The sequence below is a fragment of the Arthrobacter sp. KKT183 genome, from assembly GCF_055657625.1.
The window spans coordinates 1,621,392-1,646,077 of the sequence record NZ_CM145770.1; the positions used below are offsets into that span (position 1 = coordinate 1,621,392).

The 24,686-nt window shown below is 59.8% G+C and carries 21 protein-coding genes and 2 pseudogenes; 8 read left to right on the forward strand and 15 right to left on the reverse strand.

The annotated features are described in order from the left end of the window. Nucleotides 1-59 precede the first annotated feature (59 nt). Entirely contained in the window at nucleotides 60-1,307 is a 1,248-nt protein-coding gene (locus ACZ2GY_RS07750; RefSeq protein WP_471673423.1) for an IS110 family RNA-guided transposase, read from the forward strand. 114 nt (nucleotides 1,308-1,421) lie between these two features. On the opposite strand, the gene ACZ2GY_RS07755 is transcribed toward ACZ2GY_RS07750, so the two are convergent. Further along, the gene (locus ACZ2GY_RS07755) at nucleotides 1,422-2,153 is read right to left on the reverse strand and encodes a GAF and ANTAR domain-containing protein (protein WP_471673424.1); all 732 of its coding nucleotides are present in this window, start codon (nucleotides 2,151-2,153) and stop codon (nucleotides 1,422-1,424) included. 108 nt (nucleotides 2,154-2,261) lie between these two features. On the opposite strand from ACZ2GY_RS07755, the gene ACZ2GY_RS07760 reads away from it, so the two are divergent. The 3 genes from ACZ2GY_RS07760 to ACZ2GY_RS07770 all read left to right on the forward strand — a co-directional run bounded on the left by ACZ2GY_RS07760 (nucleotide 2,262) and on the right by ACZ2GY_RS07770 (nucleotide 3,793). After that, complete coding sequence (locus ACZ2GY_RS07760) at nucleotides 2,262-2,396, forward strand: hypothetical protein (RefSeq protein ID WP_471673425.1); 135 nt, start codon at nucleotides 2,262-2,264, stop codon at nucleotides 2,394-2,396. Next, complete coding sequence (locus tag ACZ2GY_RS07765) at nucleotides 2,393-2,668, forward strand: hypothetical protein (RefSeq protein ID WP_471673426.1); 276 nt, start codon at nucleotides 2,393-2,395, stop codon at nucleotides 2,666-2,668. Before ACZ2GY_RS07760 ends, ACZ2GY_RS07765 begins: the two co-directional genes overlap by 4 nt. Nucleotides 2,669-3,556: 888 nt before the next feature. Continuing rightward, nucleotides 3,557-3,793, forward strand: a complete 237-nt coding sequence (locus ACZ2GY_RS07770; RefSeq protein WP_471673427.1) for a helix-turn-helix domain-containing protein — start codon at nucleotides 3,557-3,559, stop codon at nucleotides 3,791-3,793. On the opposite strand, the gene ACZ2GY_RS07775 is transcribed toward ACZ2GY_RS07770, so the two are convergent. From ACZ2GY_RS07775 to ACZ2GY_RS07795, 5 genes are all read right to left on the reverse strand, one after another. Next, nucleotides 3,790-4,416, reverse strand: a complete 627-nt coding sequence (locus ACZ2GY_RS07775) for a hypothetical protein (RefSeq protein ID WP_471673428.1) — start codon at nucleotides 4,414-4,416, stop codon at nucleotides 3,790-3,792. The two genes, ACZ2GY_RS07770 and ACZ2GY_RS07775, sit on opposite strands and share 4 nt — an antisense overlap. Further along, the gene (locus tag ACZ2GY_RS07780) at nucleotides 4,413-4,967 is read right to left on the reverse strand and encodes a hypothetical protein (RefSeq protein WP_471673429.1); all 555 of its coding nucleotides are present in this window, start codon (nucleotides 4,965-4,967) and stop codon (nucleotides 4,413-4,415) included. Before ACZ2GY_RS07780 ends, ACZ2GY_RS07775 begins: the two co-directional genes overlap by 4 nt. Nucleotides 4,968-4,998: 31 nt before the next feature. Further along, nucleotides 4,999-6,354: a hypothetical protein gene (locus tag ACZ2GY_RS07785; RefSeq protein ID WP_471673430.1), complete on the reverse strand. Its 1,356-nt coding sequence runs from the start codon at nucleotides 6,352-6,354 to the stop codon at nucleotides 4,999-5,001. A gap of 568 nt (nucleotides 6,355-6,922) precedes the next feature. Continuing rightward, entirely contained in the window at nucleotides 6,923-7,477 is a 555-nt protein-coding gene (locus ACZ2GY_RS07790) for a tyrosine-type recombinase/integrase (RefSeq protein WP_471673431.1), read from the reverse strand. Then, entirely contained in the window at nucleotides 7,432-8,121 is a 690-nt protein-coding gene (locus tag ACZ2GY_RS07795) for a DUF1538 domain-containing protein (protein WP_471673432.1), read from the reverse strand. Before ACZ2GY_RS07795 ends, ACZ2GY_RS07790 begins: the two co-directional genes overlap by 46 nt. Nucleotides 8,122-8,124: 3 nt before the next feature. On the opposite strand from ACZ2GY_RS07795, the gene ACZ2GY_RS07800 reads away from it, so the two are divergent. Continuing rightward, nucleotides 8,125-8,856 carry a CBS domain-containing protein gene (locus ACZ2GY_RS07800; RefSeq protein WP_471673433.1) on the forward strand — a complete coding sequence of 244 codons (732 nt, stop codon included), beginning with the start codon at nucleotides 8,125-8,127 and terminating at the stop codon, nucleotides 8,854-8,856. After that, nucleotides 8,853-9,888 (forward strand): annotated as a pseudogene (locus tag ACZ2GY_RS07805) (CNNM domain-containing protein). Before ACZ2GY_RS07800 ends, ACZ2GY_RS07805 begins: the two are co-directional and overlap by 4 nt. 217 nt (nucleotides 9,889-10,105) lie before the next feature. On the opposite strand, the gene nhaA reads toward ACZ2GY_RS07805, so the two are convergent. From nhaA to ACZ2GY_RS07825, 4 genes and pseudogenes are all read right to left on the reverse strand, one after another. Further along, nucleotides 10,106-11,476 (reverse strand): Na+/H+ antiporter NhaA, encoded by a 1,371-nt coding sequence (nhaA, locus tag ACZ2GY_RS07810; protein ID WP_471673434.1) that lies wholly within the window; start codon nucleotides 11,474-11,476, stop codon nucleotides 10,106-10,108. 154 nt (nucleotides 11,477-11,630) lie between these two features. Further along, entirely contained in the window at nucleotides 11,631-12,785 is a 1,155-nt protein-coding gene (locus ACZ2GY_RS07815) for a calcium/sodium antiporter (RefSeq protein WP_074703596.1), read from the reverse strand. Nucleotides 12,786-13,065: 280 nt separating this feature from the next. Then, nucleotides 13,066-13,434 carry a hypothetical protein gene (locus ACZ2GY_RS07820; protein WP_471672467.1) on the reverse strand — a complete coding sequence of 123 codons (369 nt, stop codon included), beginning with the start codon at nucleotides 13,432-13,434 and terminating at the stop codon, nucleotides 13,066-13,068. A gap of 376 nt (nucleotides 13,435-13,810) precedes the next feature. Next, nucleotides 13,811-14,097 (reverse strand): annotated as a pseudogene (locus tag ACZ2GY_RS07825) (DUF1540 domain-containing protein). A 358-nt stretch (nucleotides 14,098-14,455) separates the two neighbouring features. Here ACZ2GY_RS07825 and ACZ2GY_RS07830 point away from each other — a divergent pair. Beyond that, nucleotides 14,456-15,538 carry a TerC family protein gene (locus ACZ2GY_RS07830; protein WP_471672465.1) on the forward strand — a complete coding sequence of 361 codons (1,083 nt, stop codon included), beginning with the start codon at nucleotides 14,456-14,458 and terminating at the stop codon, nucleotides 15,536-15,538. Between the two features lie 758 nt (nucleotides 15,539-16,296). Here the strand turns inward: ACZ2GY_RS07830 and ACZ2GY_RS07835 are convergent. From ACZ2GY_RS07835 to ACZ2GY_RS07845, 3 genes are all read right to left on the reverse strand, one after another. Further along, nucleotides 16,297-17,700, reverse strand: a complete 1,404-nt coding sequence (locus tag ACZ2GY_RS07835) for an SIR2 family protein (protein WP_471673435.1) — start codon at nucleotides 17,698-17,700, stop codon at nucleotides 16,297-16,299. 88 nt (nucleotides 17,701-17,788) lie between these two features. Beyond that, the gene (locus tag ACZ2GY_RS07840) at nucleotides 17,789-19,276 is read right to left on the reverse strand and encodes a hypothetical protein (RefSeq protein ID WP_471673436.1); all 1,488 of its coding nucleotides are present in this window, start codon (nucleotides 19,274-19,276) and stop codon (nucleotides 17,789-17,791) included. Further along, nucleotides 19,273-19,848, reverse strand: a complete 576-nt coding sequence (locus ACZ2GY_RS07845) for a hypothetical protein (protein ID WP_471673437.1) — start codon at nucleotides 19,846-19,848, stop codon at nucleotides 19,273-19,275. The genes ACZ2GY_RS07840 and ACZ2GY_RS07845 overlap by 4 nt, the downstream gene beginning before the upstream one ends. A 329-nt stretch (nucleotides 19,849-20,177) precedes the next feature. On the opposite strand from ACZ2GY_RS07845, the gene ACZ2GY_RS07850 reads away from it, so the two are divergent. Continuing rightward, nucleotides 20,178-20,990, forward strand: coding sequence for a hypothetical protein (locus ACZ2GY_RS07850; protein ID WP_471673438.1), 813 nt, complete (start codon nucleotides 20,178-20,180; stop codon nucleotides 20,988-20,990). 41 nt (nucleotides 20,991-21,031) lie between these two features. Here ACZ2GY_RS07850 and ACZ2GY_RS07855 read toward each other — a convergent pair whose 3' ends face one another. Beyond that, nucleotides 21,032-21,847 (reverse strand): hypothetical protein, encoded by an 816-nt coding sequence (locus tag ACZ2GY_RS07855; RefSeq protein WP_471673439.1) that lies wholly within the window; start codon nucleotides 21,845-21,847, stop codon nucleotides 21,032-21,034. Nucleotides 21,848-21,856: 9 nt separating this feature from the next. After that, on the reverse strand, nucleotides 21,857-24,676 hold the full coding sequence (locus ACZ2GY_RS07860; protein ID WP_471673440.1) for a DNA methyltransferase: 2,820 nt from the start codon (nucleotides 24,674-24,676) through the stop codon (nucleotides 21,857-21,859). Nucleotides 24,677-24,686: the final 10 nt, after the last annotated feature.

Sequence of the window (24,686 nt, forward strand, 5' to 3'; positions counted from 1 at the left end):
CGCCGCGTGCCCGAACAGGCTCATCACCGATTCAGGTTGGTAGAGAGTTAGGAGCTGGTTTGAACGTGTATTGCGGGCTCGATTGGGCCGAACATCATCATGACATCGCGCTGGTCAATGACGCCGGCGAGTTGCTGGCGAAACGGCGCATTACCGATGATGCCGCCGGGTATCGGGCCCTTCTTGAGCTGCTTGCTGAGCATGGCGATACGCCGCAGACACCTATTCCGGTTGCGATCGAGACCAGCCATGGGCTCCTTGTCTCGACCCTGAGGACGGGCACGCGGCAGGTCTACGCGATAAATCCGCTCTCGGCAGCCCGATACCGTGAAAGGTATGCGGTCTCGCGGAAGAAGTCCGACCACGGGGATGCGCTCGTGCTGGCGAACATACTTCGCACGGACAGGGCCGCACACAGGCCTCTGCCTCAAGACTCGGACCTGGCCCGCGCGATCACGGTCTTGGCCCGCGCTCAGCAGGATGCCGTGTGGTCTCGGCAGCAGATGTCCAACCAAGTTCGTTCGCTCTTGCGGAACTACTATCCGGCGGCGCTGGTGGCATTCCTTGGGAAGCAGAACGGTCTCATCCGTGCCGAGAGTCGGGCGGTTCTGGCCGTGGCACCGAGCCCAGGGCGTGCAGCGGGACTCTCCGTCACTCAGCTGCAAGCAGCCCTCCGCCGTGCCGGACGTGTGCGGGGCATCGCCAAGGAAGCGGCTCGATTGAAGCAGATCTTCCGGGACAACTACGCAAGACTTCCGCATCCTGTTGAGGAAGCAATGGGGGTGCAGCTTACGGCCCTGCTGCTCCAGCTCGATGCAGCATGTCAGGCAGCGGATCGCCTCGCCGAGGCAGTGGAGGAAGCCTTTCTACAGCACCCCGACTCGCAAATCCTCCTGAGTTTCCCCGGCCTGGGTGTCCAACTGGGTGCCAGGGTACTAGCGGAAGTCGGTGATGACCGTGCCCGCTTCGCCGATGCGAGGGCAATGAAGGCTTACGCGGGATCTGCGCCGGTTACTCGAGCATCCGGAAAGAAGACGTACGTAGGCCGCAGATTCGTCAAGAATAATCGACTGATCGCAGCTGGGTTTCTCTGGGCTTTCGCCGCGTTGAAGAGCTCAAAGGGGGCAAACGAACACTACCGGCGCAGACGAATGGCCGGTGACTGGCACGCGGCCGCTCAGCGGAATCTTTTCAACCGCTTCCTGGGCCAGCTCTATCACTGTCTTCAAACCAGCAGCCTCTTCGATGAAGTGAAAGCCTTCGTGCTCACTTCACCGAGTCCGGCACAGTTGTCATCAACCGGCTAGGTGTGTGCCCCGAACAGGGTATGCGGGTTGGTGACGGGATCCTGCAAGAAACAGCCAAGCCGTCGTACTGAGCCGCTCGGCAGAACCTGACTGACACCTTGATTGTCAGACGGTTCAGGAGTCGAAGTGAGTTTGCGCTGGTTTCCCGGAGATACCCTCGACGAGCTGGTCGGCGAGGACGCGCAGTTTGACGTTCTGATGGCTGGAGGCCTGGACGAGAATGTCGAAGGCTTCCTGCTGCGTGCACCGGTTCTGGGCCATGATGACTCCGACGGCGAGGTCGATGCTGGTACGGGACCGGAGGGTGGCTTCCAGATCCTGTGCTTTATCCGCATGTGCAGCGACGCGTACGGCCAGCTGAAGGGCACGGCTTGCCTGCTCCGCGTACGTTTCGGCTTTCCGCACGATGTCGGAGGTGAAGGTATGCGGTTTCTTGGCATAAAAGTTCAGGGCTGCACCGCCGTCACCGCCAATGAACAAGGGAACGCCCAGCATGGAGTAATACCCGTACTCCTGCACTGCAGCGAAGTAGTCCGGCCAGCGGGTATCCGAGCGGGCATCGGCGACAACAGTGGTCTGTTGTGTGTCGATGGCATTCAGGCACGGTCCCTCGTCGAAGCCATACTGGATCTCGTCGAGTTGCCGGGCCTCGTCCCCGCTGCTGGCCACCGTGGTCGCTTTGCCATGCCGGACAAGGGTCACACCGCAGTGAATAATCACCGAGTCACCCAAAATCCTGGAGGAGAATAGCGCCAGTCCTTCGAGGAAGCGGTCGGTGTCTTCGCTGCTGATCAGCAGATCCTGCAGCTGCTCCGCCATGGAAGCATTGACATTGTATTCAGACATTCATCAACTATATGGAGGGAACAACGCGTTCCCAGCGCCGAGGGCTTCGCGGTTCACGCAGACCATGTGCCCACACCCAACGCATGGCCCCAAGGAGGACCACAGCGCATGACGTCCAACATAGGGAAACGGTTCGACACCGCCGGAAACGTCGGCTTCCCCCACCGTCCGGACGGTGGGGGAGAGGCCATCGGTGTCATTCCGCCCCAAACTCCTGTGCGCGCGGAAGGCTGGGTTGGATGAACGATCACACGCACCGGCTCCCGCCAGAAGAAGCTTTCCCGGAAGACCTGGCAATTCTGAGCGACACCGAGTTGGAAGTGCTCAACAGCCGGCTTCACCGGGAGCTGGACGAGGAATACGCCCATGTGAACCCTCAGCTGGAAACTGTTGCAAGGCTCGAAGAAGTGAACCTTGAACTGAACCGCAGAGAAGGCCTCACCGTACGTGCGCAGAGTGGAGCCGGCGACGGGGCTGGAAGCGAAACGGACGGCGATACCGGTTCAATTTGGTAACGCTCATCCTGAGGTACGGGCCTTACTCAGTCGAACATCGATCGTCTCAAGATCCTCCAACGCCGCAGTGAGGAGCTGTTGACCCTCAGTGCTGAAGCCGAGAGGCTCATACCGTGCACGGATCTGCTCAATCGTTAAGACCATCTGCTCGCGAGCGGCTTCCAAATCTGCAACGTGCCGAGCTGAATCCACGCCGTATGTCCTATCGCCTGCCTGCAACCTGCGTCCGTTATCCCCGCAGTTCAGGTGTATTGGGAGCGACCCCGCGGGGTTCCACCGGAAGTTTACGCTCCTACACGGTATCGCATGGGAGGAAGCATTCGGGGTGAGAGGATCTGGCCGCACCTCATAGGTTTCGCAGGTTTGGGGCATCTGCTGGAGGGGAGTCTGGACTTTCCCCACGTGACGGCTCATGTCTCGAAAACCCGTGCCGCCCTGCTGCGTAGTCCAACCTTTAGCGGGTACCGCTCGCTGAAATGAATACACTCAGAACAGGACAAGTCTTGACGGATTAGCACCGTGAGATGTCTTTCGCGGGAAAACAAGAAAGAAACAGGGGTCGGGAGCTGTGTGGTGCAGCCCCCGGCCCCACCTTCATTGACGAGGAAAACCATTGACTGAACGCCAGGAAAGCCCACGCTTCCTCACCATCAAGGACGTCGCCGTGGAGCTCGCTACGAGTGAGTCCCAAGTGCGGGCGCTGCTCAGCTGTGGGGACCTGCCGGCTATCCAGATCGGTGGCAGAGGTTATCTTAAGTTTCGAGCCGTATTCGCCCAATCATTCTGTGCTTGACCTGCGCAAGCGTTACTAGCCCGTCTTTTGGTGATGCTGAGTATCGTGGGTTTCGATAGGCCGTGTTGAGCTTGTTTGTGACGAGGAGGGGCACGATGGTGGTGAAGCGCTTCCTGACTCTGGCTGATGTTGGAGAGGTTTTGAACATCTCTTCTTCCCAGACTTATGCGATCGTTCGTTCTGGTGAATTACCGGCGATTCAGGTGGGAGGCCGAGGTCAGTGGAGAGTCGAGGCTTCTAACCTTGAGGAGTATATTTCGGATGCTTATCAGCGCACCGCTGCCTCGATCAAGGAGCTGAACTTGCAGGTAGACGAGGAGACTGGCTCCTAGGTCGTCGACCTGAGAGATACGACGGAACCCTGTTGAGTGTTTTCCTTGATGAGCATCTGGTTGATTCTCCTGGCCGCTCTCAGCTCATCCTGAGCGTCTTCCAAATCGTCTCGTAGGAGACTGCTACGCGTTTGGGAATCTTCGAGGTCCAGGCGGGCACGTTCGAGGGATCGTTCAAGTAGCCCGATCCGGGTTCTGAGTTCACCTGGAGTTTCGAGGTCAAGCTGCTCCCCGATCTTGTTTCTCAGTGCTTTCTTCAGTTGATCCCTTTCCGCGACGGTTTTTGTGAGTCTGGCGTTGAGCATCAGTACTTCATTGCGCAGGCTGTTGATGGTGGGCGCGGAATCGGTCGGCTTCCTACCAACGTCCTCCTTCGCATGGTTCTGTGCGGCAGCGCTACGTACAGCCTCAAGGAGGTCCGGCACGTTATAGATCAGCCAGGTGCTCACTCCAGCGGACCGGGCGATGCCCGCGGCAGTGATCGACCGCCCTGCCTTTGTATGCGCTGCTATTCCGCGGAGCACTGCTTCACGCCGTCGTTGACCGTCGGCCCTCTTGGCCGCGATGAGCCGTGCTGTACGCAGTGCGGACGTGTTCGTTGTCTCGTTACTGCGCACGTTCATGCTTCCTTGGGCGTCAGTGGCAGGAGCTTCCGCGGAATAGCGGCGGTGAGCGGGTCCTGGGCTGGCGTGGTGGAGAGTGCTTGTAGGAGTTCGGTTGCCCGGTCGATCTCGTTTTGCTCTGCTGGGGAGAGTCTGGTCTTGGTGTCGGCGAGCAGCCGTCTGATTTTGCGGTAGGAGTCTATTTCGGCGGTGAGGCTCTCGAGTACCCAGGTATCGGCGATGGGTCGGGCGAGTTCCAAGTCGGTTGTGAGTGCGACGATGTGAGCGTCGATCAAGGGTAGGTGGGATACGTTGGCGCGGAAGTAGGTGCATCCAGCGCATTTACTGCGCGCCGGACAGGCCTGCCCGCCTGCTTTGACGTTGGATGGCTCTGTGCAGAGCCCCAACGGTGTGGCTACCGATCCGCGGGTGTACGCGGGATAGCTGTGCGGGGGTTGCTGGGCTCCGTGGCGATCGATGGTGGTGCGATCGACGATGCGGATGGCATCGGCTTTGCGTTGCCGGTTGATGCGGATGTACCCAGCGGAGGTTTCGAACTTCTTATGGTTCATCAGTTCCTGAATGACATCCGGAGCTGTGTTGTTATCGGAGAGCCTCTGGGCATAGGTGTGCCGCCAAGAGTAGAGGCGCAGCCGGGAGCGGTCGAAGGTTTCGGCTACGCCACCTGGTCCTTGGGTATGGCCGAGGCAGGTTCTTGATTCGCTCGATCCACCGCCAATAGACAGCGTGGTACCCGCTGATCGTTATAGGCTTGCGTGCTGCTGGCCCGAATCCTGAGAGCGAGGGAAACATCAGATCAGCTGCCCGTGGTTCTATGTCAGTGACTCTGTCGAGGGGGTTGATCCATGCTGTGATGATGTCCGCCGTGGAATGATGGATGGGTAGTTCCAGGCCGATGTCCCCGGTCTTTGGGGCGGCGTAACGGATGAATGGCCGACCGTCGTCGTAATGCTGCAGCGCATCGCGTTTGAGCCCGAGAATCTCAGAGGGACGCCGGCCCAGGTCGCGCAGCAGCTGATAGATCGTTTGGTGCATGTGGTTACAGAGTTCGGCTGGACGGCCGTTGGTGTAGGGGTGATCTCCGGCCACGGTGAACAGGTGAAGATTCTCGTCCAGTACCTTGATGACCTCATCCGGAATGGACTTGTTGACCGTGCTGCGCTTGCGGCCGTTGGCGATCGTGTCCGTGGCCAGAAAGCGGAACGCCGGAGCCAGGGACTGCAGCGCTTCCAGTTCTCGCCCTTCGTGCAGGAGCCTTGGGAACCGGTGGAAATGCTCGTATCTGTACCGTTCTGTGCGGGGCGCACCGTCATGGGTGTCCAGCGTGGAGTAAGCGAGGAATACCGCTTTCGCGTCAGCTCTTCCGAGACGATCCGGGGTGGTTCCATAGGGGCGGCGTAGCAGTGCGTCTGAGGCGATGCTGCAGGACCGGATAAGGTCGCGGATCCTGTCGGCCGGCAGCTCAAAGACGGCCGCGTATTCCTTGGCTGCTTCGCGTAGCCAAAGGACATGGATGGGGCGGAAATCCAGCGTTCCTTTGGAGCTGATGGTGTTGCTGCTGGACTGTGTACGGAGCATGAGGACCGCGGCGTCCCAGATGTCCTCTTTCTTCGCATCGGTGCCCGTGTGCTGATACCGCCAACGGGCCGACCACATCCGTCCGTAGTTCGTGAACCCCTTCTGCAGCCGCTGATCTGTCGAGCTCGCCAGCATGATCTGGTGAAGCTTCTCCATCGTTCGGGCACCCTGCTCCAGGGCGATGGTGATGCAGCGCCGGAGCACCCAGGGATCCAGCCGGTAGCCCTCTTGGTCACGTTGCTGCAAGGTTAGGAGGAATTCATGGCGAAGAATCGGCGGAAGATCAACCAGGGAGAATTCCGTGGTGGACCACTGCCGGCCGATGGGACGCGGAACGGCGGTGAACATCTCAAGAGTCATGCCTTGATTTTTGAACCGCTTCCACTGGAAACGATGGCCGAGACACAGTGCCTTCTCGAAACGCCATTCTTCTGTTCGGCAGTCCGGCACCGAGCACTGCTTGCCGCGTGGGAACACCCCCCGAGCTGTGGCCTGATACTTCTCCAACGGGTAGTCACCGCCGGTGGCGGCAAGGCGCTTTCGCCAGGCGTGATAGTGGTGGTAACAGAGGCCATGGTGGCTCGATATTGCCTTGCAGGACCGTCCACTGACGGTGATGGTGCACCGTTCTGTGGCTTCCGAGATCCGATCTGCACGAGGCTCGGTCGAGTGCTCGCTCTTCGCGCTACGTCTGGCCATCCACTTGCAGGTTAGGCAGTGCGCCCCGTTACTTCGGGCTAATCCGGCACAGCCGGCAGCCGGGCATGGATAGGCGGCCGTCAGCGGGTTGGAAGGATCCGAGGTGAAATGCCAGAGCTTGCCGTCCCATTCGCTGGGCCGCCAGTTTCGGTTGATGCGTTGTTGCAGGAACGCGAGGTAAGTCCCCGGTTCCATGCTGGGGCTTTCATTGAGCAGGATCTGCCGTAAATCAGCTGCCATTGGTCTCGCCGCTTGCTTTGGTGACGGATTCGACTGCTGCTCTCATTTCCGCCGGCGACGCGTGCAGATAAACCTGCGTCGATTCCAGACTTCTATGGCCCAGCAATTCCTGGACCACATCGAGGGGATGCCCTGCCCGAACCCACCTGGTGGCAGCAGTGTGCCGGAGCTGATGCGGGCGCACCCGCACCGCTGTCCTGCGCTCCCACCGTCTGAACATGGCATGGACGCTGGCATAGCGCAGCGGCTCATCGAGGCGGCTATTACGAGAGTAGAGATTGACGAAGACGTAGTCGCTCGAGACCCCGCCGAGTAGCCGGTAGCGCTCATCCTGATAGGCGGCATAGGTAAGCGTCACTGCATCCGTCACCGGAACACTCCGAGTGTCGCGTGACTTCGCCAGGGCGCCATTGCCATTGACCCGGCGGTGAATGTGGACGTGTGGACCGCGTTCGAAGCACCCGGCGTGGGTCGACTCCGGCAAAAAGTGGAGGTCTTCTAAGCGCAGGCCCAGAGCCTCTCCAACTCGTAACCCGCAGTGCACAGAGCCACCAGGCCGAACCCGTCCCGCAGGGCGCTGCGGCCTTGGATCGAGCTGGCCAACCCGATACCGATCGCGGTGATCAGCGGGACCATCACGATGTTCGTGGTCACGCCTCCGGAATCGTAGGCGATCCCGATAACTTCCTCCGGGGCTACGAATGTGGCTGCCAGCACGACCACATAACCGACGATCAGCAGTTTTTGGATCGCCCATCCCCGCAGTATGCGCATGATGCCCAGGACCAGGACCAGGACCAGGACCAGGACCAGGACCAGGCCGACGGAGACGGCCACCACGAGCCGCAGGACCAGTCCATTAATCCGGCCCTCGCTGACGATCTCCGCCTGCTGTGCTACGGCAATCAGGGCTGGCTCGGCCACAACCGCTGCGAACCCGATCGCGAAACCGAAAGGCAGCAGCAGGGCCAGAGCACCTCGTTGAGCAAACCGATTCGACAGGTTCTTGCCCACGGGGAAGACACTCAAATCCAGACCGTGCAGGAACAACGCGATACCAACGGCCACAATCAGGAGCCCCGCCGCCAGCACCAGCGGGTTGTCAGGCATGCTGCGGAACACCAGCAACTGGAAGCTGGTAACGACCACAACGATGGGCTCGACTTCCCCGACCGGACCGTCGAACACGCCATGATCCCGCGCTCACAGGTCGGCACCGTTACACCGGACACGACCATGGGCCAGCTGCGCGCTCTCATGGCGCAGGAGCACACCCGCTACCCGGTGATCTCCGAGACGGAGGAGCCGCTCGGAGTCGTCCAGCTCACGGACCTACTCCGCAGCCGCGCGCCCGAGGAGGCCCCGGTGTCTTCCATCATGGTGCCCCCGCTCGTACTGCCAACGCTCATGTCGCTGCCTGACGCGCTGGCCAAGCTCACGCGGTCGCGCAACGAGCTTGCCTGCATCATCGACGAATACGGTGGCTTCGCGGGTGTCCTGACGGTCGAGGACCTGTCCGAGGAACTGGTCGGGGAACTGACTGACGAGCATGACGACGACCCGCCCGCTGTCATCACGCCCGAGCAGGAGAACACCTGGCGGATGAGCGGTGATATCCACGTCGACGAAGTCGAACGCGCCGTCGGCTACGAGTTGCCCGCCGGTGACTACGAGACCATCTCGGGTCTGCTCATTGCCCACCGCGGTGAACTGCCGGTCACCGGCGAGGTGCTGCGGGTCGAGCTGCCCGACGACCCTCGTGATCTGGTGTTGGATCGACCTGTCCACCGTGTGCTCGAGGTTGAAGTGCTGGAACTTTCCCGGCACGTCCCCAGCGAACTGCTCGTGCGGCTTGTCCGGACCGCCGCTGACGGCGCAGGCTGCACGGATGAGACCGCGATCGGCACCGAGGAGGATCGATGAGTGATCCGCTGATCGTGACCGCCGTGACCGTGCTGCTCATCGTACTGAGCGCGTTCTTTGTCATTATCGAGTTCTCACTGCTCGGTGCCCGCCGCCACCGGCTCGAGGCCGAAGCTGCGACGAACCGGTCCGCCCGTGCGGCGCTGCGCGGCATCAACGAGCTGACGATCATGCTCGCCGGTGCACAACTGGGTATCACCGCAGCCACTTTCGCCCTCGGCGCGGTTACCAAACCGGCCATCGACGCATGGCTGGGCCCCGTGCTCGCGTCCTGGGGGACTCCGGAGCAGTTTGCCGGCGGCGCCGCTTTCGCCCTCTCGCTGCTGTTCGTGACATTCCTGCATCTAGTCGTGGGCGAGATGGCGCCCAAGTCCTGGGCGATCGCGCACCCGGAAACCTCGGCCAAGCTCATCGGTGTGCCCGCGCGCGGCTTCATCTGGTTGGTGCGACCGTTGCTGAGCTGGGTCAACGAGATCGCCAACCGGCTGGTCGCAGCCAGCGGAGTAACTCCGTTGGACCGTGCGGTCGTCGGCGGCCAGGACGTCGACATGATCCGACACCTCGTTGAGCACTCCGCGTCTGTCGGTGCCCTCGACGCCTCCTTCCGCACCCAGCTCTCCGGTGTCCTTGAGCTTCGAGAAGCTCACTATCCAAGCGCTGATCGCACCGGGCGGCGCGCCGACCATGGTGCCGGCCACAGCCACGGCCTCCCATGTGCAGGAAGCCGCCGCCCGCTCGGGCCACCTACGCATCCTCGTGGAGGACCTGGACGGGGGCATCCCCGGAGTCGTTCACGTCCGCGACACACTGCTCGAATCGCTGGAAAGGCCGGTTAGTGAGCTGACCCGCCCCGCGTTCACGCTCGACGCCGGAACACCGGTCTACGAGGCCCTTGCCCAGATCCGGGCAGCCGGGGAGCAACTCGCCGCCGTCATGCACCACGGGCGTTTCGTCGGGGTGGTTACCCTCTCCGACGTCCTGTGCCGGGTCCTTCCCCGAGAACTCACCCAGGAGAAGCGCACCGGTCAATGACGGGCGGAGCGCCGGAGGAGCAACAACTCCGGGAACGGTCGAAAACTGCGAGAAGGGCGGGCTGGAGCCCCCTGAGGCCAGCGATCAGCCACACTTAATCGCGGCACTTTACGGCCTGAGACCTATCGAATCCGGGAATCGTGAAAACCCTGGGGGCGGTCCGGAACCGAGAGTGCAGGGATCGTTCCGGTCGAGGATCAGGTGTTGAGTGCCGCTCCTACGGGCGCCCGTCCCTGGCTTCATCGTTCTGGTAGATGTCGGGGACGCCGTCGTGGTCGGTGTCGATGGACTCGAGATTCTCGATAGCCCGGTAGTGGCGGTTGCGGGCCTGCAGCAACGCTCCGGCCAGCAGAGCCGCTGCCACAGAGCCGGTGAGGACCGCGACCTTGGCGTAGTCGGTGTTGACACTGCCTGCAGCGAAACTCAGCTCGGCGATGAGCAGGGAGACGGTGAAGCCAATCCCTGCCAGCAAGGACACGCCCACCAGGTCTATCCATTGGAAGGACGGGTCCAGGCGCCGGCGGGTGATCTTGGTGGTGAGCCAGGTGGCACCGACGATCCCGATCGGTTTGCCCATGATGAGCCCGGCGATGATACCCACAGCGACGGGGGCGGTCAGGGCTGTGGTGAGTCCTTCCCAGCCACCCACTGCCACACCGGCAGAAAAGAAGGCGAACACTGGCACTGCGAACCCGGCAGAGATGGGGCGGAAGCGGTGTTCGAATTCCTCAGCCAAACCCGGGCCGGCCTCAGGTCCGCCGCTGGCCTTGCTGCGCATCACCGGGACCGCGAAACCGAGCAAAACGCCGGCAACGGTGGCGTGGACGCCGGCCTCGTGAACCAGCACCCAGACCACCAGTCCCAGGGGCAGCAGGATGATCCAGAATGCCCAGGCGTGCCGGCTGAAGAACCGGGAGAAGCGATGCGTGAAGAAGGCGAAGACTGCCAGCGGGACCAATGCGAGCAGCAAGGGCGTGAGCGCTACGTCATCGGTATAGAAGACGGCGATGATTGTTATGGCCAACAGGTCATCCACCACCGCAAGAGTCAGAAGGAACAACCGCAACGCGGGAGGTAGGTGGGAGCCGATGATGGCCAGCACCGCCACGGCGAAAGCGATATCGGTGGCTGTGGGAATAGCCCACCCGCTGACCGTCTCCGGGTTCACAGCGTTGAATGCAACGTAGACGAGCGCCGGAACAGCAACCCCACCGACGGCTGCGGCGACCGGGACCACGGCCTTGCTGAACTGGCGCAGGTCACCGGCCACGAACTCCCGCTTCAGCTCCAGACCCACGAGGAAGAAGAAGATGGCCAGCAACCCGTCGGCCGCCCATTTGCTGAGGCTGAGCCGCAGGTTCCAGGGCTCGTAACCGATCTCGTAGTCACGCAAGGCGAAGTAACTATCCGCGGCAGGAGAGTTCGCCCACACGATGGCGGCCAGTGCTGCAACGACCAGCAGTATGCCCCCGACGGTCTCTTTACGCAGGATCTCCCCGACACGGAGCACCTCGCGGTAGCTGCCACGGTGGAGGCTATCGTGGCTGTGATCCTCCGGGCCAGTGGTGGGGTCGTCGTGGCTGGACAAGGGGGGGCTCCTTGGTCTGCGGGTTCGTCGAATGTGCTCATGCCGACTAGATTTCCTTAGCTCACCAGATCGACAGTCTACGTACGGACCGCCGCGACCGACAGCCACCCCTTGTCCGGTTCACCGCCGGCTGGCAATGGCCAGCAACTCCGGACTAGGGCGAGGTTCGGGTCTGGTCCGGGTTCCGGCGGCCCTTGTGGAGCCCGATTTCGTAGGCTGTGAAGGAGATGAGGGTGGCTGCGATCAATGGTAGTACGAACCAGGCCATGGCTGCGGTGAACCCTTCCAGGGCATCGTGTGCGGTAGCGGTCAGAACGACATATCCGGTGTAGGCCAGGTACAGCCCCACGAACAGGATGCCCTCCCAACGCGCGATCGCGAAGCCGGTGAACGCGACGGGCAGCAGTGCCACCGCGGCTGCCAGCATCACCGGTATATCGAAGGCCACCGCAGCAGCGGATACGGGAATGCCCTCAAGAGAGATCAGGGCGGGCAGTCCGAGCACCACCCCAATGTTGAAGATGTTGCTGCCGACCACGTTACCCACGGCCAGGTCTCGTTCACCGCGGCGCACCGCAATGATGGATGTCGCCAGTTCGGGCAGCGACGTCCCGACTGCCACTACAGTCAGACCGACCACGAGACTGCTCACGCCCAGTGTGGCGGCAATGCTCACCGCGCCTTCCACGAGCAGTGTGGCACCGGCCACCAGTAAGGCGATCCCCAGCAGCACGAGCAGGAGCGATTTGGCGAAAGAGTCCGCAGGCGCCGCCTCTTTCTCTCCGGCCGAATCGGCGGTAGCTGAATCGGCGGTAGGCGAACCCCCGGCCGGGTCCGGCGTCGTGGGGATCTTCGCGTCGCGGCGGCCGATAACGACGGTCATCACAGTGTGCACCACCACGACGCAGAAGAGAACCAACCCATCCACGGCACTGATCCTCCCGTCCAGGGACACGAGGAGCACCCCGACTGAAAGGGCGACCATCAGGGGCAGGTCAAAGCGCACCAACCGCTGCTTCACAGCAAGCGGAACAACCAGTGCGGAAAGTCCGAGGATGAGCAGGACGTTGACGATGTTGCTGCCGACCACGTTGCCCACAGCGAGCCCGGGTTCGTCGCGCAGGACAGCGCCGATGGTCACGGCGAGCTCCGGTGCTGATGTGGCTGCCGAGACCACGGTGAGCCCGACCACCAGCGAGGAAATCCCCACGCGACGGGCCAGCGCTGAAGCCCCCCGCACCAGGAATTCCCCACCCAGCACCAGCAACACCAGCCCAGCCACGATCCGTCCCACGTCAAGTGCATCCATGGGTAGGAGTGTACGGAGCACAGCCCAATCCTGCGACCGGTGCCCGCAACAACTCCACCCCCTGATGCCGAAAATCATGGTGGGTAGCAACCGGTCAACCCACTGTGGAGTCCAACAAGACCGGGGGCAGTCCCGGGTGTCGTCTACTGGGGATAGCTGACTGAACGTTGCAGGGGTATCAGATCGTTGCCCCGCAAGCCGATTCTTGACCCTGATACGTGAAGCGTTTTTCCTCTGCGAAGAGCCCGTAATCTGATCCCGCCTGCGGCGGAACCGGAGGTCAAGCCGCTGCTGATTTCCGGCGGCGGGCGGCGATGAATGAGCGGATGCCGAGCACCACATAGATGATGAGCAGGACGAAAGTGATCGTGCTGGTGATCACCGCGGCAGGACGGTCAGCCTCCCCGGCGAAGAGAGCGCCGAGCTGCAGGACGTTCATCGTGGTGCCGAGGACGCCGAGCACTGCCACAACTAGGGCGATGTGGATGCCGATCTTCTGATTCTTCAGGCCGATGAGGCCGGAGATCAGTATGACACCTCCCAGGACGGCCGGGATCAGCGCCGTCCAGCTGGCGAAGGCGGCGATGATGTAAGCGGTGACGCCGAGGGCGATGAGAACGACGCCGAGTGCAATGGTGATGCGAGCCATGCCGCTCCTTACGCTGTTGGTGATTTCTTCTACACAGCGTAGTAGAAATTCGATCACGACTGGGACCGCTGAACTAAGTCATGAAAAGCCGCCATTCGAAGTTAATAGTCACAGGCACTTATCCGCAGCCAACAGGCGCACGCCAGAACGCATCATGTTATTCCTGTGCCGAGTGAAGCTGTCACGCGGACAGTACTTGGAACAGGGGTGGTTAGCCGACCCGGTGCACCAGACATGCGTCAAGGGGGGGGCGGGGCGCCACTCCAGCAGCCCACTGTCAGACGGCGGAGTCCCTTCGGTATCACCGAATGTTTGGCAGCCAGACGAGCAGCAGGATCCTCCAACTGAAGTTTTCTTTCGTCGTGCAGCTTCTGGCCTAATTTTGCGCGTAAGTGAGGCAGTCGGCGTTGTCCGGACCAGGTCCGACGTGGACTTCGGCCGCGGTGCACATCAAATGACCGTTGTGGACGCGCATTCGGCTCGCTGGCATGCCCCGACACCGGCTAGGACCTTGGGCAGGCCACCGTGTGTGCCGGTGCCGATAAAGGTGGAGCAGGAGGCATGGTCTTGTCTGCCACCGACGGTAATTGCGGCGGCATTGCAGGCAGAGTGGTCGTTGAACGAACAGTTGGTTACGCTGCACTCTGCTACATGCGTTGTCATCAGGGATCCTCCGTGCTTCGGTCGCCCGGGCCGGGCGGCTCCAATACCTACGGTGGGCCAGTCCAACCTCATCAAAAAGACCTAAATATTTGATCTAATCTCCGCCGTCCGTGGGGTTCGACGGTAGTAATAACATCGCACGGTCATACGATGCGGCATGCTCCCTGGCATGATCGTGTCGGTTAGGACGACGGTTTTGCATAGGTTAGAATTTACTCATCAAGGGGAGTACTCCCGTCTGTGATCGGCCCGTCATTACGGATGCACTGAAGCATCTCGGGTCGTCGGTTCCGGTTTCGTCCGGGCGGAGGAGACCTTGGCGTATCCGTTCAACGCCTACCCCTTGGGAGCCACCCTTATGCAGGTCACACCTATGATCTGGCTCATCACCATCGCTGTGACGATCCTGTTCTTCGTCTACGAGTTCTTCGCCCACGTGCGTAAACCCCACGAGCCATCCATCGCGGAATCGGCGCGCTGGTCGGCGTTCTACATCGGACTCGCACTGCTGTTCGGTGTGGGAATCGGCATGGTGTCGGGATGGAAGTTCGGAGGCGAGTACTTTGCCGGCTACCTCACCGAGAAGGCACTGTCGATCGATAACCTGTTCGTCTTCCTCATTGTGATGGCCGGGTTTGCGGTTCCGAAGAAGTACCAGCAGAAGGTGCTGATGATCGGGATCATCATCGCCCTGATCCTGCGCGGCGGCTTCATCGCCATCGGAGCGGCCCTGATCGAAAACTTCTCCTGGGTCTTCTACATCTTCGGCGCCCTGCTCCTCGTCCTCGCCTACAAGCAGGCCTTCAGCAGCCACGAGTCCAACCCGGCTGACGGTAAGTTCATGACACTCGTGCGCCGGGTCCTGCCCGTCACCAACGAGTACCACCAGGACAAACTCACCGTGATCCAGGGCGGGAAGCGCTTCGTCACACCGATGCTGCTCACCATCATCGCGATCGGCTTCGTGGACCTCATCTTCGCCGTCGACTCCATCCCGGCGATCTACGGGCTGACCAACGAGGCCTACATCGTCTTCACCGCCAACGCGTTCGCGCTGATGGGCCTGCGCCAGTTGTTCTTCCTCATCGGAGGACTGCTCGAGCGTCTGGTCTACCTCGCCCAGGGGCTGGCCGTCATCCTCGGCTTCATCGGCGTAAAACTTGTCTTCCACGCCCTGCACGTCAACGAGCTCCCCTTCATCAACGGCGGCGAACCGCTCCTCTGGGTGCCCGAGATCCCCATCTGGCTCTCCCTGCTCTTCATCGCCGCCACCATCGTCGTCGCGACCGCCGCGAGTCTGCTCAAGACCCGCGGCGACCGAAACAAGAACGCCCGCGGGCTGGTCCACGGCGAACCGGTGATCACCGCCGACCCACACGACCGGGACGAGGAATCCGAGGTCGACGAGAAGGCGACGTCCACTGCGGACATGTCCAAATAGCTCCTCACCGGCAGCTGGGAGAGGGGCGGCTCGCCGTGCTTCAGGATCGCTAACGCGTGCCCGGTCACGAGACAACGCCTGGACGGGTCTCGTGACCGGCGTTTCCCATATGCCTGCGGATATGGTGCGCCCCACATCGTTGCCAACCATTCCGTGTCCCCGGCAGGATGACGTATGGGCCGTTATCGGCACTCAACGATGTCGAGTTGTCCTGAGAACTCGACATCCTCGAACACGAAGTTTGCCGGTATTCCCTGAATGAAGGTCCTTGCTCGATGGTGGATTTGAGCCTTCTATTCATTCGGCGCCGCTCGCCGAGCGACTATGCGGCATGCACGGCCGCAATTCTCGCCCGGCGCGACCTTCCCGCATGAAGGGGATTCAGTAATGCGATGAGCGAAAACTGCATAAAGTAGACAGGCGCTACTGACATTCTGGCAGACTGGCAGAAGTTTGCACGGGCCAGTTGTGCAGGCACCCCTCGCCGGGCGGTCATCAGATGGCGAACAAGATTACTACTTGTCAGACTTACCCGACTGTGAGCTCCCGCGGGAGCTCGAGCTTTTTGTGGTGGAGCTAGCGTTGAGGGAAAAACGTCCTGTCACTGCGCTGCGGCTCGACGAGCTGAGGCGGTAGACACCTTTGCCTACGCTCTGAACACCTTTGCTACCTGAAGTTGCCATGCTGCACTCCCTCGATCGAGTTACCAGTATATGCCGTTTTGCCGGTTGCGGACTCTCGCCGCGTGCTGAGAAACACTAAAGTCGGCTCAGTCGTTGGCTCCACTCGTCAGCGATAGGCTCTACGCAGGTGCGCCATTCACTCAACTCATCGTTATCCGGTACATGCTCAAGGGCCAGAGTGATAGCACCGAACGTAAAAGGTGGTCCACCTTGCCTATCGACGGCAATCGGTAGAGCGATGACGAATTGCCATCGACGGATCTCATCCGACAGTTCGCTCAGGTCTTCGGCGAAGATGTCATCAGATCCGAGGCAGCGACCGACAATCCAAGGGCTGTCATGTCCGACCGCGACTTTCCTTAGCAGCGCTGCGTCAGTGTAGAGACGATCGGGAGCTGCCCATTTCACTGCTTTCCCCTCGGCGTCCGAAAGCCATAGAACGACATTCGCTGACTGGCCCATGGCCGCTGTGATGGTCTTCAGATCTTGCTTCAAGTCTGATGAATGCTGTTCTTGCAGGTTGTCGAAATCAGCAACACATTTCTGCCATAACGCGGCAGCTCGATCACGCGGTGAGCGGTAGTCAAGGTCGTCAAAGTACGGCAGTTCTCGCAGCGCTTGGGCAGCGTCCGCATGGTCTTGGGTGATGATGGCTTCCACATTTATCGCTTTCCATTGCTCGGCAAGCGATGGCAGAACGTTCTGAAATTGTGCTCTGCTCAGTCCAAGACCTTGACGAGCCAAAAAAACGACAATTTGCGAGTCCGTCTTAGGAGCAAGCTCACTCAGCCATGCGCGAATATCCGAATCTCGATATGAAGTGCCCGCCAGAATGAGCGGACCGTATCCCAAAGCTTGACCAAGTTGCGCTTGTTGCCAAGAGCCATTTTCCGTTACGAGGTCATTGAACTCCGAGAGAGTAAGAACGACATCGCGAGCGATCCCGCTCGAACGTTCAATGACCCCATGTAGATGGTGAACTTCGAAGTGCCCTGGTAGCGCTCGTCCAGAGAAGGTTGATCGGCTGAAGGAAGGTGTGGCCTTACCTAACTCAGTGGAGACAAGCGTGAGAGCGTCCTCAAGAAGGGTGTCGAAATTGAGGGTAAACAGATTGATGTCGCCAGGTGTTTCTCGAGCCGCTAGCGTTGCTAACGCCAAGTGAAGAGCTCCAGGGCGGAGATCGCTTGGCGCGCCTTCGTACAGGGCTTGCGCTAATACCGTATTCCAATTCGATCCTGCAGCGGTCTTCGCTGCTTCCGCGGCAAGTGCTGGGTCCTGATACGCCAAGAAGGCCTTCGCTGTTGCTTCATCAGAAATAGCCTTGCTGCGGATCAGTAGCTCTATGGACAGCGCGTTCCAGTCCGGCAGTCCCGCTCCGGCGGAGGCTCCCGCGCCTAACAGCACTGCGTAACGTTTATTACCGGCTACCGCGTCCCGTAGGGTCGCGATAACCGCGTCGTCAATCTCTGCTGCGCTCACTTAGCCAATTGTGTCAGCCAAGTGAGTGCGTAGATGTTGATGACACGCATCCGTTCCCTGTCCGCAAGAGTGCCGAGAATCGGGCATGTCACCCGTCTGAATCGCTCTCGGCCTCGTTTAGTCGCACCTCGCGCTCAACGATCTCGCTTGGTGTGACGGTTTCCTTATCTAGACGCACTCGCTCAACCGGAAGGAAGCGCTCACGCGAGGCCTGGTGTTCCTCCTCAGCTATTGAGTGCCTGATCAGCAGATCATTGACAGCCCTGGTTAGGTTTTCGAGCGTTGAGTCACCGTTGGCAACGGCTAATGATCTTCCAAAATCAACTTCTGTGTCTACCGAGTCTTCATCAACGCCCTGACTTCTAATCGTCACAGAACGCACAAAGTACGTGTCTTCTAGGGAGTTCGTGATGTCAGATATGTCCTGACGGATGTCATCCGACTCCTCAGCATTGACGGTAACTGAGCGCCTCAGTCCCTTCAGCTCGACTCGCACCAGCCTGTAGGCCAGCAGTGCTGATTCGAGCATGGGCCAGACGATTGAACTGGCGCTGTCGCGGCCAGTTAGTTTCGTGCCCTTGTGAGCTAAATGAACTCGACTCTCTGCGCTTGGTAGGGACTTCCCGACGGTCGTTCCTCTAAAAGACCACACGCCCTCGTCTGACCGAGGGTCGTCAGAAGCCGGGTCTTCCGCAGATACGTACAAGCCGGCATACCCCCTTCTGGCCGTCCAAGATTGCTTATTACTCTCTATGAGAGGAGTCAGATCCAGGCCGCGAAGCTCAACGTGCAGTTTCTCAAGGTCGGAAAAGGTGAACATGCCGCCGATCGCTTTCCAAAACGCACTAGGTGCATCCGAATTCTTTCGAAGCACCCACGGGAGGATAGACCGCAGTTCAGTATCCGAGAGGACGCCTTGGAAGGCTTCATGGTTTAGGAGGTGAGGGGAGGGGGCAGCACTTGCTGCTAAGGCCAGTATGGAGGCGGCGCGTTCGATTCGGGTGGTTGCCTCGGGTGAGAAGAACTCCGAGAATCGGCGAGGCGCTTCGGCACTGTCACCCGAGTCGCGAGGGAGTGCGATAAGAGATCGAGCATCGGCCGCGCTGACCCAGCCGCGCGCGCCGCGCAAGAAGTTGGCACGAACTAGCTCCGCAACTGGCGATGACTCATCTTCTGGTGTGTCGTCAACAACTTGAAGAGTTGAGGCGCTCGTTACCAAAGCCTCGGGCCGTTGCTCAAACTGACGTGACAAGTCATCAGTCACGGCAGAATCGTCTCGGTGCGCGTCGAGTGTGATCAAGGCAGGAGACTTATCTGGGATGAACTCCGCGTCACGGGCGGCGACGACATTATCGATGGAGTCGCGCAGAAAGACCGATCTCTCTCGGTTTTCTCGTGGCCAGCGAAGGACAAAGTCGGGAATGGCGCTGTGACTGAAGTAGTTGGTGTCGTCGATGCGCGCCGACGGGTCAAGCTCTAGCAGTTCCGTCCTCAGGACGTTTTTAACGCGACGTATGTATTCCTCGGGGTCGCGTGTATCGCGTGCTGCGGCGAGTACAGAATTGAACTCTTTCACAGTCCTGCCTTCTTTCGGTTGAGCTTTTTCCACACTGTGAGCACCTCGGCAGGCGTGAGCATGATTCTCTGCTGCTTCTCACTGAGCACCAACAGCCAGACGCGTTCAGCAACAGCGCGCCCAAGCTCGTGATCATAGGCTCTATCCCCGGCCAACTTTGGGTGTTTTTCAACGGCGGCGGCAACGCTCGCTTCCGAGGTCAAGTCCGCCCAATTGGTTTGAGAAAACGGGTGAGTGGTTGCCCAGATAAATTGACGGGCTTTCGCTCGCATGCCGTTATCTATCTCCCAAATTGAGGCTCCGTAAGCTATCGCCAGGAACTCCTCGAATTCGGCCGGTTGTTTTCCCGGCGAGTTGTATCGCTTACATTCGACGACAACCGGCGGCATGCCCTCCTCGAGGAGCATTCCCGCCAGATCGAATGTCTTCACACCCCCAGGATGAGGAACTTCGCACAGGGCGGCTGACCCGTAGGCGTTCCAAGACAAATCGAGGAAGGTGGTGGCTTCTAACCAACGCTTGAACAGGAAGACGCCCTCACGGCCTAACTCTTGTACCTCTTCAGCTGGCATCTCTAGATCATAAGTTGCGCGTTAGTTGCAGGGCGCACTTGGGGAGCTGTGTTGAAGAGGTGAACCGGTGGTGGTGCAGGTTAACCGTTGGTTCCTGCTGCACAAGCAGGTATGGGTGGGCTACGAAATGCGGGAGCTTGGTGCCCATAATTTGGTCCTCCCTGTTCTGCCCTGAACCCGTCTACCACCATGTCGCTTACGTGCCAATCCTTCAACTTCACCGAGGCGTGAAACACTCCGCGAGATTGAGCAACGCAACTTCTACTACCTGTACCGGTTGAACCGAGCAACTAAATAGCCGGTCGCTCCAACTCTGAAAGGCTGTTGGAATGAGCACTAGAAAGAAATCGCGCAAGCCGGCAGGCCTCTCCGAGAAGGATCCAGGGTACGCGATCTATCGGAGCATCGCTCGCATGGCTAATCAGGCGCCTAAGCCGCAACCGCTGTGGCTGGACAACGATTCACACGCGGAGCAGCGTCGGGCCGCTGCGCCTGGCCTCGCATGGGGATGGCTTCAGCGCACGCTGCGCAACGGCGAAGCTGCGATTAAGCTCGAGAAGAGTGGCTACGGGAGTGAAGCCGCCCCGCTTCTTCGCTCCGCCCTCGAGCACGCGATGCGCCTGGTCTGGGCGGACGCTGGCGAAGGGAAGTTCGTTGAGGTAGCCATGCTTGCCAAGAAGGCTACGAGCAAGAGAATGCTCGCCGCCCAGCATGACGGTTGGCGATTTGATGTGCTTATGGCTGATCAACTCCAGCAGTACGCAGACACCCCCACAGACGATATCCGGAATCTGGAGGAGCTTACTCGCCTCAAGCATGCGATCGACAAGAGTCCGGACGAGATCAAGGACCGTCTTAAGAGCATGTACATGGCGTGGCTTGCTTACACTGCTGCCAGTCATCCTACGATCGACTCTGCTGAGCCTTACATTCATAGACAACCAGACAGCAACTACGTGTCCCTGCTCTCGGTGCCTCGTCCGCGACCGGCGGCGGACTGCGCGGCGGTGTCGAACCTTGCGCTTATTGGTGCCGCGTACGGGTACTCGCGGGTGACTGGTCTTGAGGAGCACTTCGCTCCGGCCCTTCAGGACATTCTCAATCGGAACGCCAGGTACTTCGCTGACCTACCTCAGGAGTAAGTACGAGCAAGAACGACGATATGGCGCTGAGCCCTAATTTCCTATGTCGCGCGCGACGGTAAGTCATCTACCGCACCGGGTGCCTGAACGGTTGAAGGCTCTTCCACTTGCAGGAGGCTCACAGCATCGGCTGTCAATGCGAAAGGCGCGGCAGCGAGGTTGACGACAAGGGCTACTTTTGTGAGCAGATCGAAGAATCGTTTGCCCGTTGTCTTATCCCTAACTACAGCTTGCTGAAGCGACACATTGCGCACGAGCTGGCCAATTGATTCGTCCAGCGCGCTGACGAGAACACCTGATCCTGCTGCCCTGACTACCTCCGTGCTCTCCCAGATACGACGAGCTTGCGTCCAGATGAACGTCTTTGCCTCTACGTCCAGATCATCAGATTCGTTGGCCAGACCCATGATTTCGTGCGCAAGATCCCTGATTGCATCTAGTGCATTTCTGTCGAGGTTGCACGCGGGTACCACCGGGGCAATGTGATAGATGCAGTGCTCCAGCCCGATGAGATCGGTGTCATTGAACTGTTGGTTCAAGCTCGACACCGGCTGCCCCAAGGCAGCGAGAAAGCGCATGGCGTTACCGATATTAGTCATAGGACGCAGTACAAGCTCGTGCGGCGGCACCGGCACGGGCCTTGAGCGGACGGCGGAGCGGATCTGCGTCGGTAGATCGATGAGCTCGGCGATGCATCTGAACATGCGAGGGCTGTACTCGGTATTGGGCTCTCCGTTGTCGAGATCAAAGTAGTCCGATATGGCGCGCCTGATCGGTTCCTTGGGCTCGGGGTAGGAGCGCATATAGGTGAGGAATTCCCAAAGTCGGGACGCCGGGTTATCAGTTGAGGTCGACACGTCAATCTTTCAGGTTGAGAGGGCAGCGAAGGAGTTGAAGAGAAGACGCTGCCGTTCTCTTACATCTTGACAGCGCCTTTGCGCGCCGAGCGCCTTATCAACGACGGAGTCAAGTTTGTCGTGCGCACTGACGAGCTCGGGCGACATGCCTAGAGGCGCATAGTGCTGTTCCAAGGAGCGCTCTGACTTTAGGTTTCGCGCGTCCAAAATTCCTTGGCCGGCGGCCGCGATTGCTGATTTTTGAGCGCTAGTCAGTGGTGGCAAAGGGAAGTTATTCCATGTGACAGTACTCGAAAAGGAAGGGTCTGACTTCATGCGTCCGCCCACTGTCTTCATCCATGTGATGAACATGGATGAAGAAGCAATGCCAAAGATGATTCCGTCGGGGTCCGCTGCTGCATACACCTTGTTCGACACGATTACATCAGGCTCGAGGTGTGCCACTGGAAGGTACCTCCGGTTTTCGCTACTGACCTCGGGGATTCCGACGAATGGAACGTTGGAGACGAAGCCTTTCTGCCTGAAGAGGTGGGGGAATCTTGCCCAGTCCCGGGTCGAGGCTGCTTTGGAGTCGAGCCGCATCTGTTCGACGCCTTTCAGGCGATTCTTCAGTTCGGCAGATTGCGAGGGCGCAAGTGGATCCATGTCTTGTAGCCAAAGGCACCAGCGCTTCTGATTGTTGATCAGTTCTTTTGAGCCGACATAGGGCCGGAGGTAGCGAGACACTACTGGATCTTCGGACATCTTCTCGTGTTCGGCGGGCGTCACCACTAGGAAGCCGCCATCGCTCGGTTTTGACCCGTAGTTCACAAGGGGCATATCGGCTGAGAGGGGAGCATCTTTCTTGCCGACGAGAACATCGGCGCCATCGACCAGGTAGGCATTGATGGCCTTGACTCCGCTAACTTCTACCGGGGTTGATCGGATTGTCGCGTATTCGAAGAGCCGTGGTTTGGTGGATCTCTCGCGAGAGAAGCCGATGATGACGCAGTGTACGGCGGCTTTGCCGGGCGCCTCTGAGTCCCATTGGAAGGTCCGGTGAGCAAATTTGATTCGCCACCCGGCATCGAAGATGGGTTTGAACAAGCGTTCCGGTTGGTCGCCTTGAACAATGCTGTTTGTCGTTACGAACGCCCATTCCCCCACTCGATCCTTGAGGAGGCGCAGAGTGAGTGCATGCCAGCTCGTCACGAAGTCGAGCCGGGAGAGTTGTTTCGAGGTCCCCCAGGCTTGAGCCATGAGGGCGAGCTGCGCGGGAGTTCTGGTGTGGTCGCCTAGGAAGGGTGGGTTTCCGAAGATGAATGTCTTTCCCGTCGGCTCTGGCAGTGTGGAAGGCCAGTCGAGGGTGAGCGCGTCGTGGTGAACGATGTGAGCGGTAATGGTGATGGGTAGACGTTCTGGTGCTGCGCCGATGGCTTGAGCGAGTTTGCGGTTGGCTTGGTGATCAACGAGGAACATGGCTGTTTCGGCGATTTTGGCGGGCCACCAGTTGATTTCGAATCCCCAAAAGCGGTCGATTGTGAGCCGCTGGTCGAGCGTGGCATCGAGTGAGAGGTTAGTGTCTCCGGTTCGTTTGCGCCGTTCGACGATGATGTCGGTTTCGATGTCACGTAAACGCGCATAGGCGACGTTGAGGAAGTTGCCAGCACCGCATGCGGGGTCGACGTAGATGTTACTGGCCAGTTCGTCTTGGAAGGCGTTGAGGGCCTTCACTGTTGTTGATCGAGCGGAGATGAGTCGGTCCGCTCGTTGACGGTATTCATCGAGGAAGAGCGGGCCAATGGTTTTCAGAATATTGGCCTCGGAGGTGTAATGTTCGCCGTCGCCGCGACGGGCTTCCTTCTTCTTCACGAGCTGGAACATGGCACCGAAGACCGCGGGCGAGATGTGGGTCCAACGGAAGCGGCACGCTGCGAGGAGCGCTTCTCGCATGTCGTTCGTGAGGAAGACCGCCGGTGCCGATCCATCGAAGATGCCGCCGTTGACGTAGGGGAATCGATCCAGGGTTTCGGGCACGTTTTTTCGACGGGTAATGGACTTGCTGAGGACTTGAAACAGGGCGTTCAGCTGGGGTCCTAGGTTCTCGGCGGTGGTATCGAACTCAATCCATCGATGGAACAAGTCGGACTCCCATAGGCCTGCGTCGTCCCCGTACAGCAGGAACAGCAGGCGCGTCATCAGGACGGAAGCTTCCTGTGTCGCTTGGTCCTCGTCCTCCGCGTTTTCCGGAGAATCGTCGGAAACGCCTACGTCAGCATCGTCTCCTACCAACGCGTTGAAAAGCCTCGCCATGAGGCGTGCCGCCTGGATGGAAGCTTCTTTCTCCTCCGCTTTTGTAACGGTTTCGAGGCCGGCGAGGAACAACAGTTCATCGAGATGTTCAGATACTTCGTCGATGGTGAACTCGGACGTCCAGCCCTCGGCTCCGAGGCGGTCCACGCGGATATGTTCGAAGTCGCTGACGACGACGAATTTCGGCCATTCGGATTGAGGGATTGATCCGCCACGCAGATAGTCCAGTGCCTGTTCATGAGCTTCCTTGAGGTCCTTACCGAGGCTCTTTGCTTCACCCAGTACAACGCCAGCCCAGAAGAAATCGATGTATCCGCTGCGACCGGTCGACGCGCGGACCGCATCTCTTTCAAAAAGATTAATGCGCTCCGGGATGACCCCGAATGAGCGTAAGAGGTCGGACCAAAACTGTTGAGCGAAGGATTTTTCGGTGTGCGTTTGGCCTTCGGTTCGCCATCCATCGATGCGATCCCTCCACGCGTGGGAGAAGTCATCAAGACTGGATCGGATGGTGCCACGGTCGAGCGCAGATTGCACAAAAGCTCCT

Coding starts and splice junctions, on each gene's coding strand:
- ACZ2GY_RS07755 (WP_471673424.1), bottom strand. CDS start 2,153: ATGTCTGAATACAATGTCAATGCTTCCATGGCGGAGCAGCTGCAGGAT.
- ACZ2GY_RS07760 (WP_471673425.1), top strand. CDS start 2,262: ATGACGTCCAACATAGGGAAACGGTTCGACACCGCCGGAAACGTCGGC.
- ACZ2GY_RS07765 (WP_471673426.1), top strand. CDS start 2,393: ATGAACGATCACACGCACCGGCTCCCGCCAGAAGAAGCTTTCCCGGAA.
- ACZ2GY_RS07770 (WP_471673427.1), top strand. CDS start 3,557: ATGGTGGTGAAGCGCTTCCTGACTCTGGCTGATGTTGGAGAGGTTTTG.
- ACZ2GY_RS07775 (WP_471673428.1), bottom strand. CDS start 4,416: ATGAACGTGCGCAGTAACGAGACAACGAACACGTCCGCACTGCGTACA.
- ACZ2GY_RS07780 (WP_471673429.1), bottom strand. CDS start 4,967: ATGAACCATAAGAAGTTCGAAACCTCCGCTGGGTACATCCGCATCAAC.
- ACZ2GY_RS07785 (WP_471673430.1), bottom strand. CDS start 6,354: ATGACTCTTGAGATGTTCACCGCCGTTCCGCGTCCCATCGGCCGGCAG.
- ACZ2GY_RS07800 (WP_471673433.1), top strand. CDS start 8,125: ATGATCCCGCGCTCACAGGTCGGCACCGTTACACCGGACACGACCATG.
- ACZ2GY_RS07815 (WP_074703596.1), bottom strand. CDS start 12,785: ATGGATGCACTTGACGTGGGACGGATCGTGGCTGGGCTGGTGTTGCTG.
- ACZ2GY_RS07820 (WP_471672467.1), bottom strand. CDS start 13,434: ATGGCTCGCATCACCATTGCACTCGGCGTCGTTCTCATCGCCCTCGGC.
- ACZ2GY_RS07830 (WP_471672465.1), top strand. CDS start 14,456: ATGCAGGTCACACCTATGATCTGGCTCATCACCATCGCTGTGACGATC.
- ACZ2GY_RS07845 (WP_471673437.1), bottom strand. CDS start 19,848: ATGCCAGCTGAAGAGGTACAAGAGTTAGGCCGTGAGGGCGTCTTCCTG.
- ACZ2GY_RS07850 (WP_471673438.1), top strand. CDS start 20,178: ATGAGCACTAGAAAGAAATCGCGCAAGCCGGCAGGCCTCTCCGAGAAG.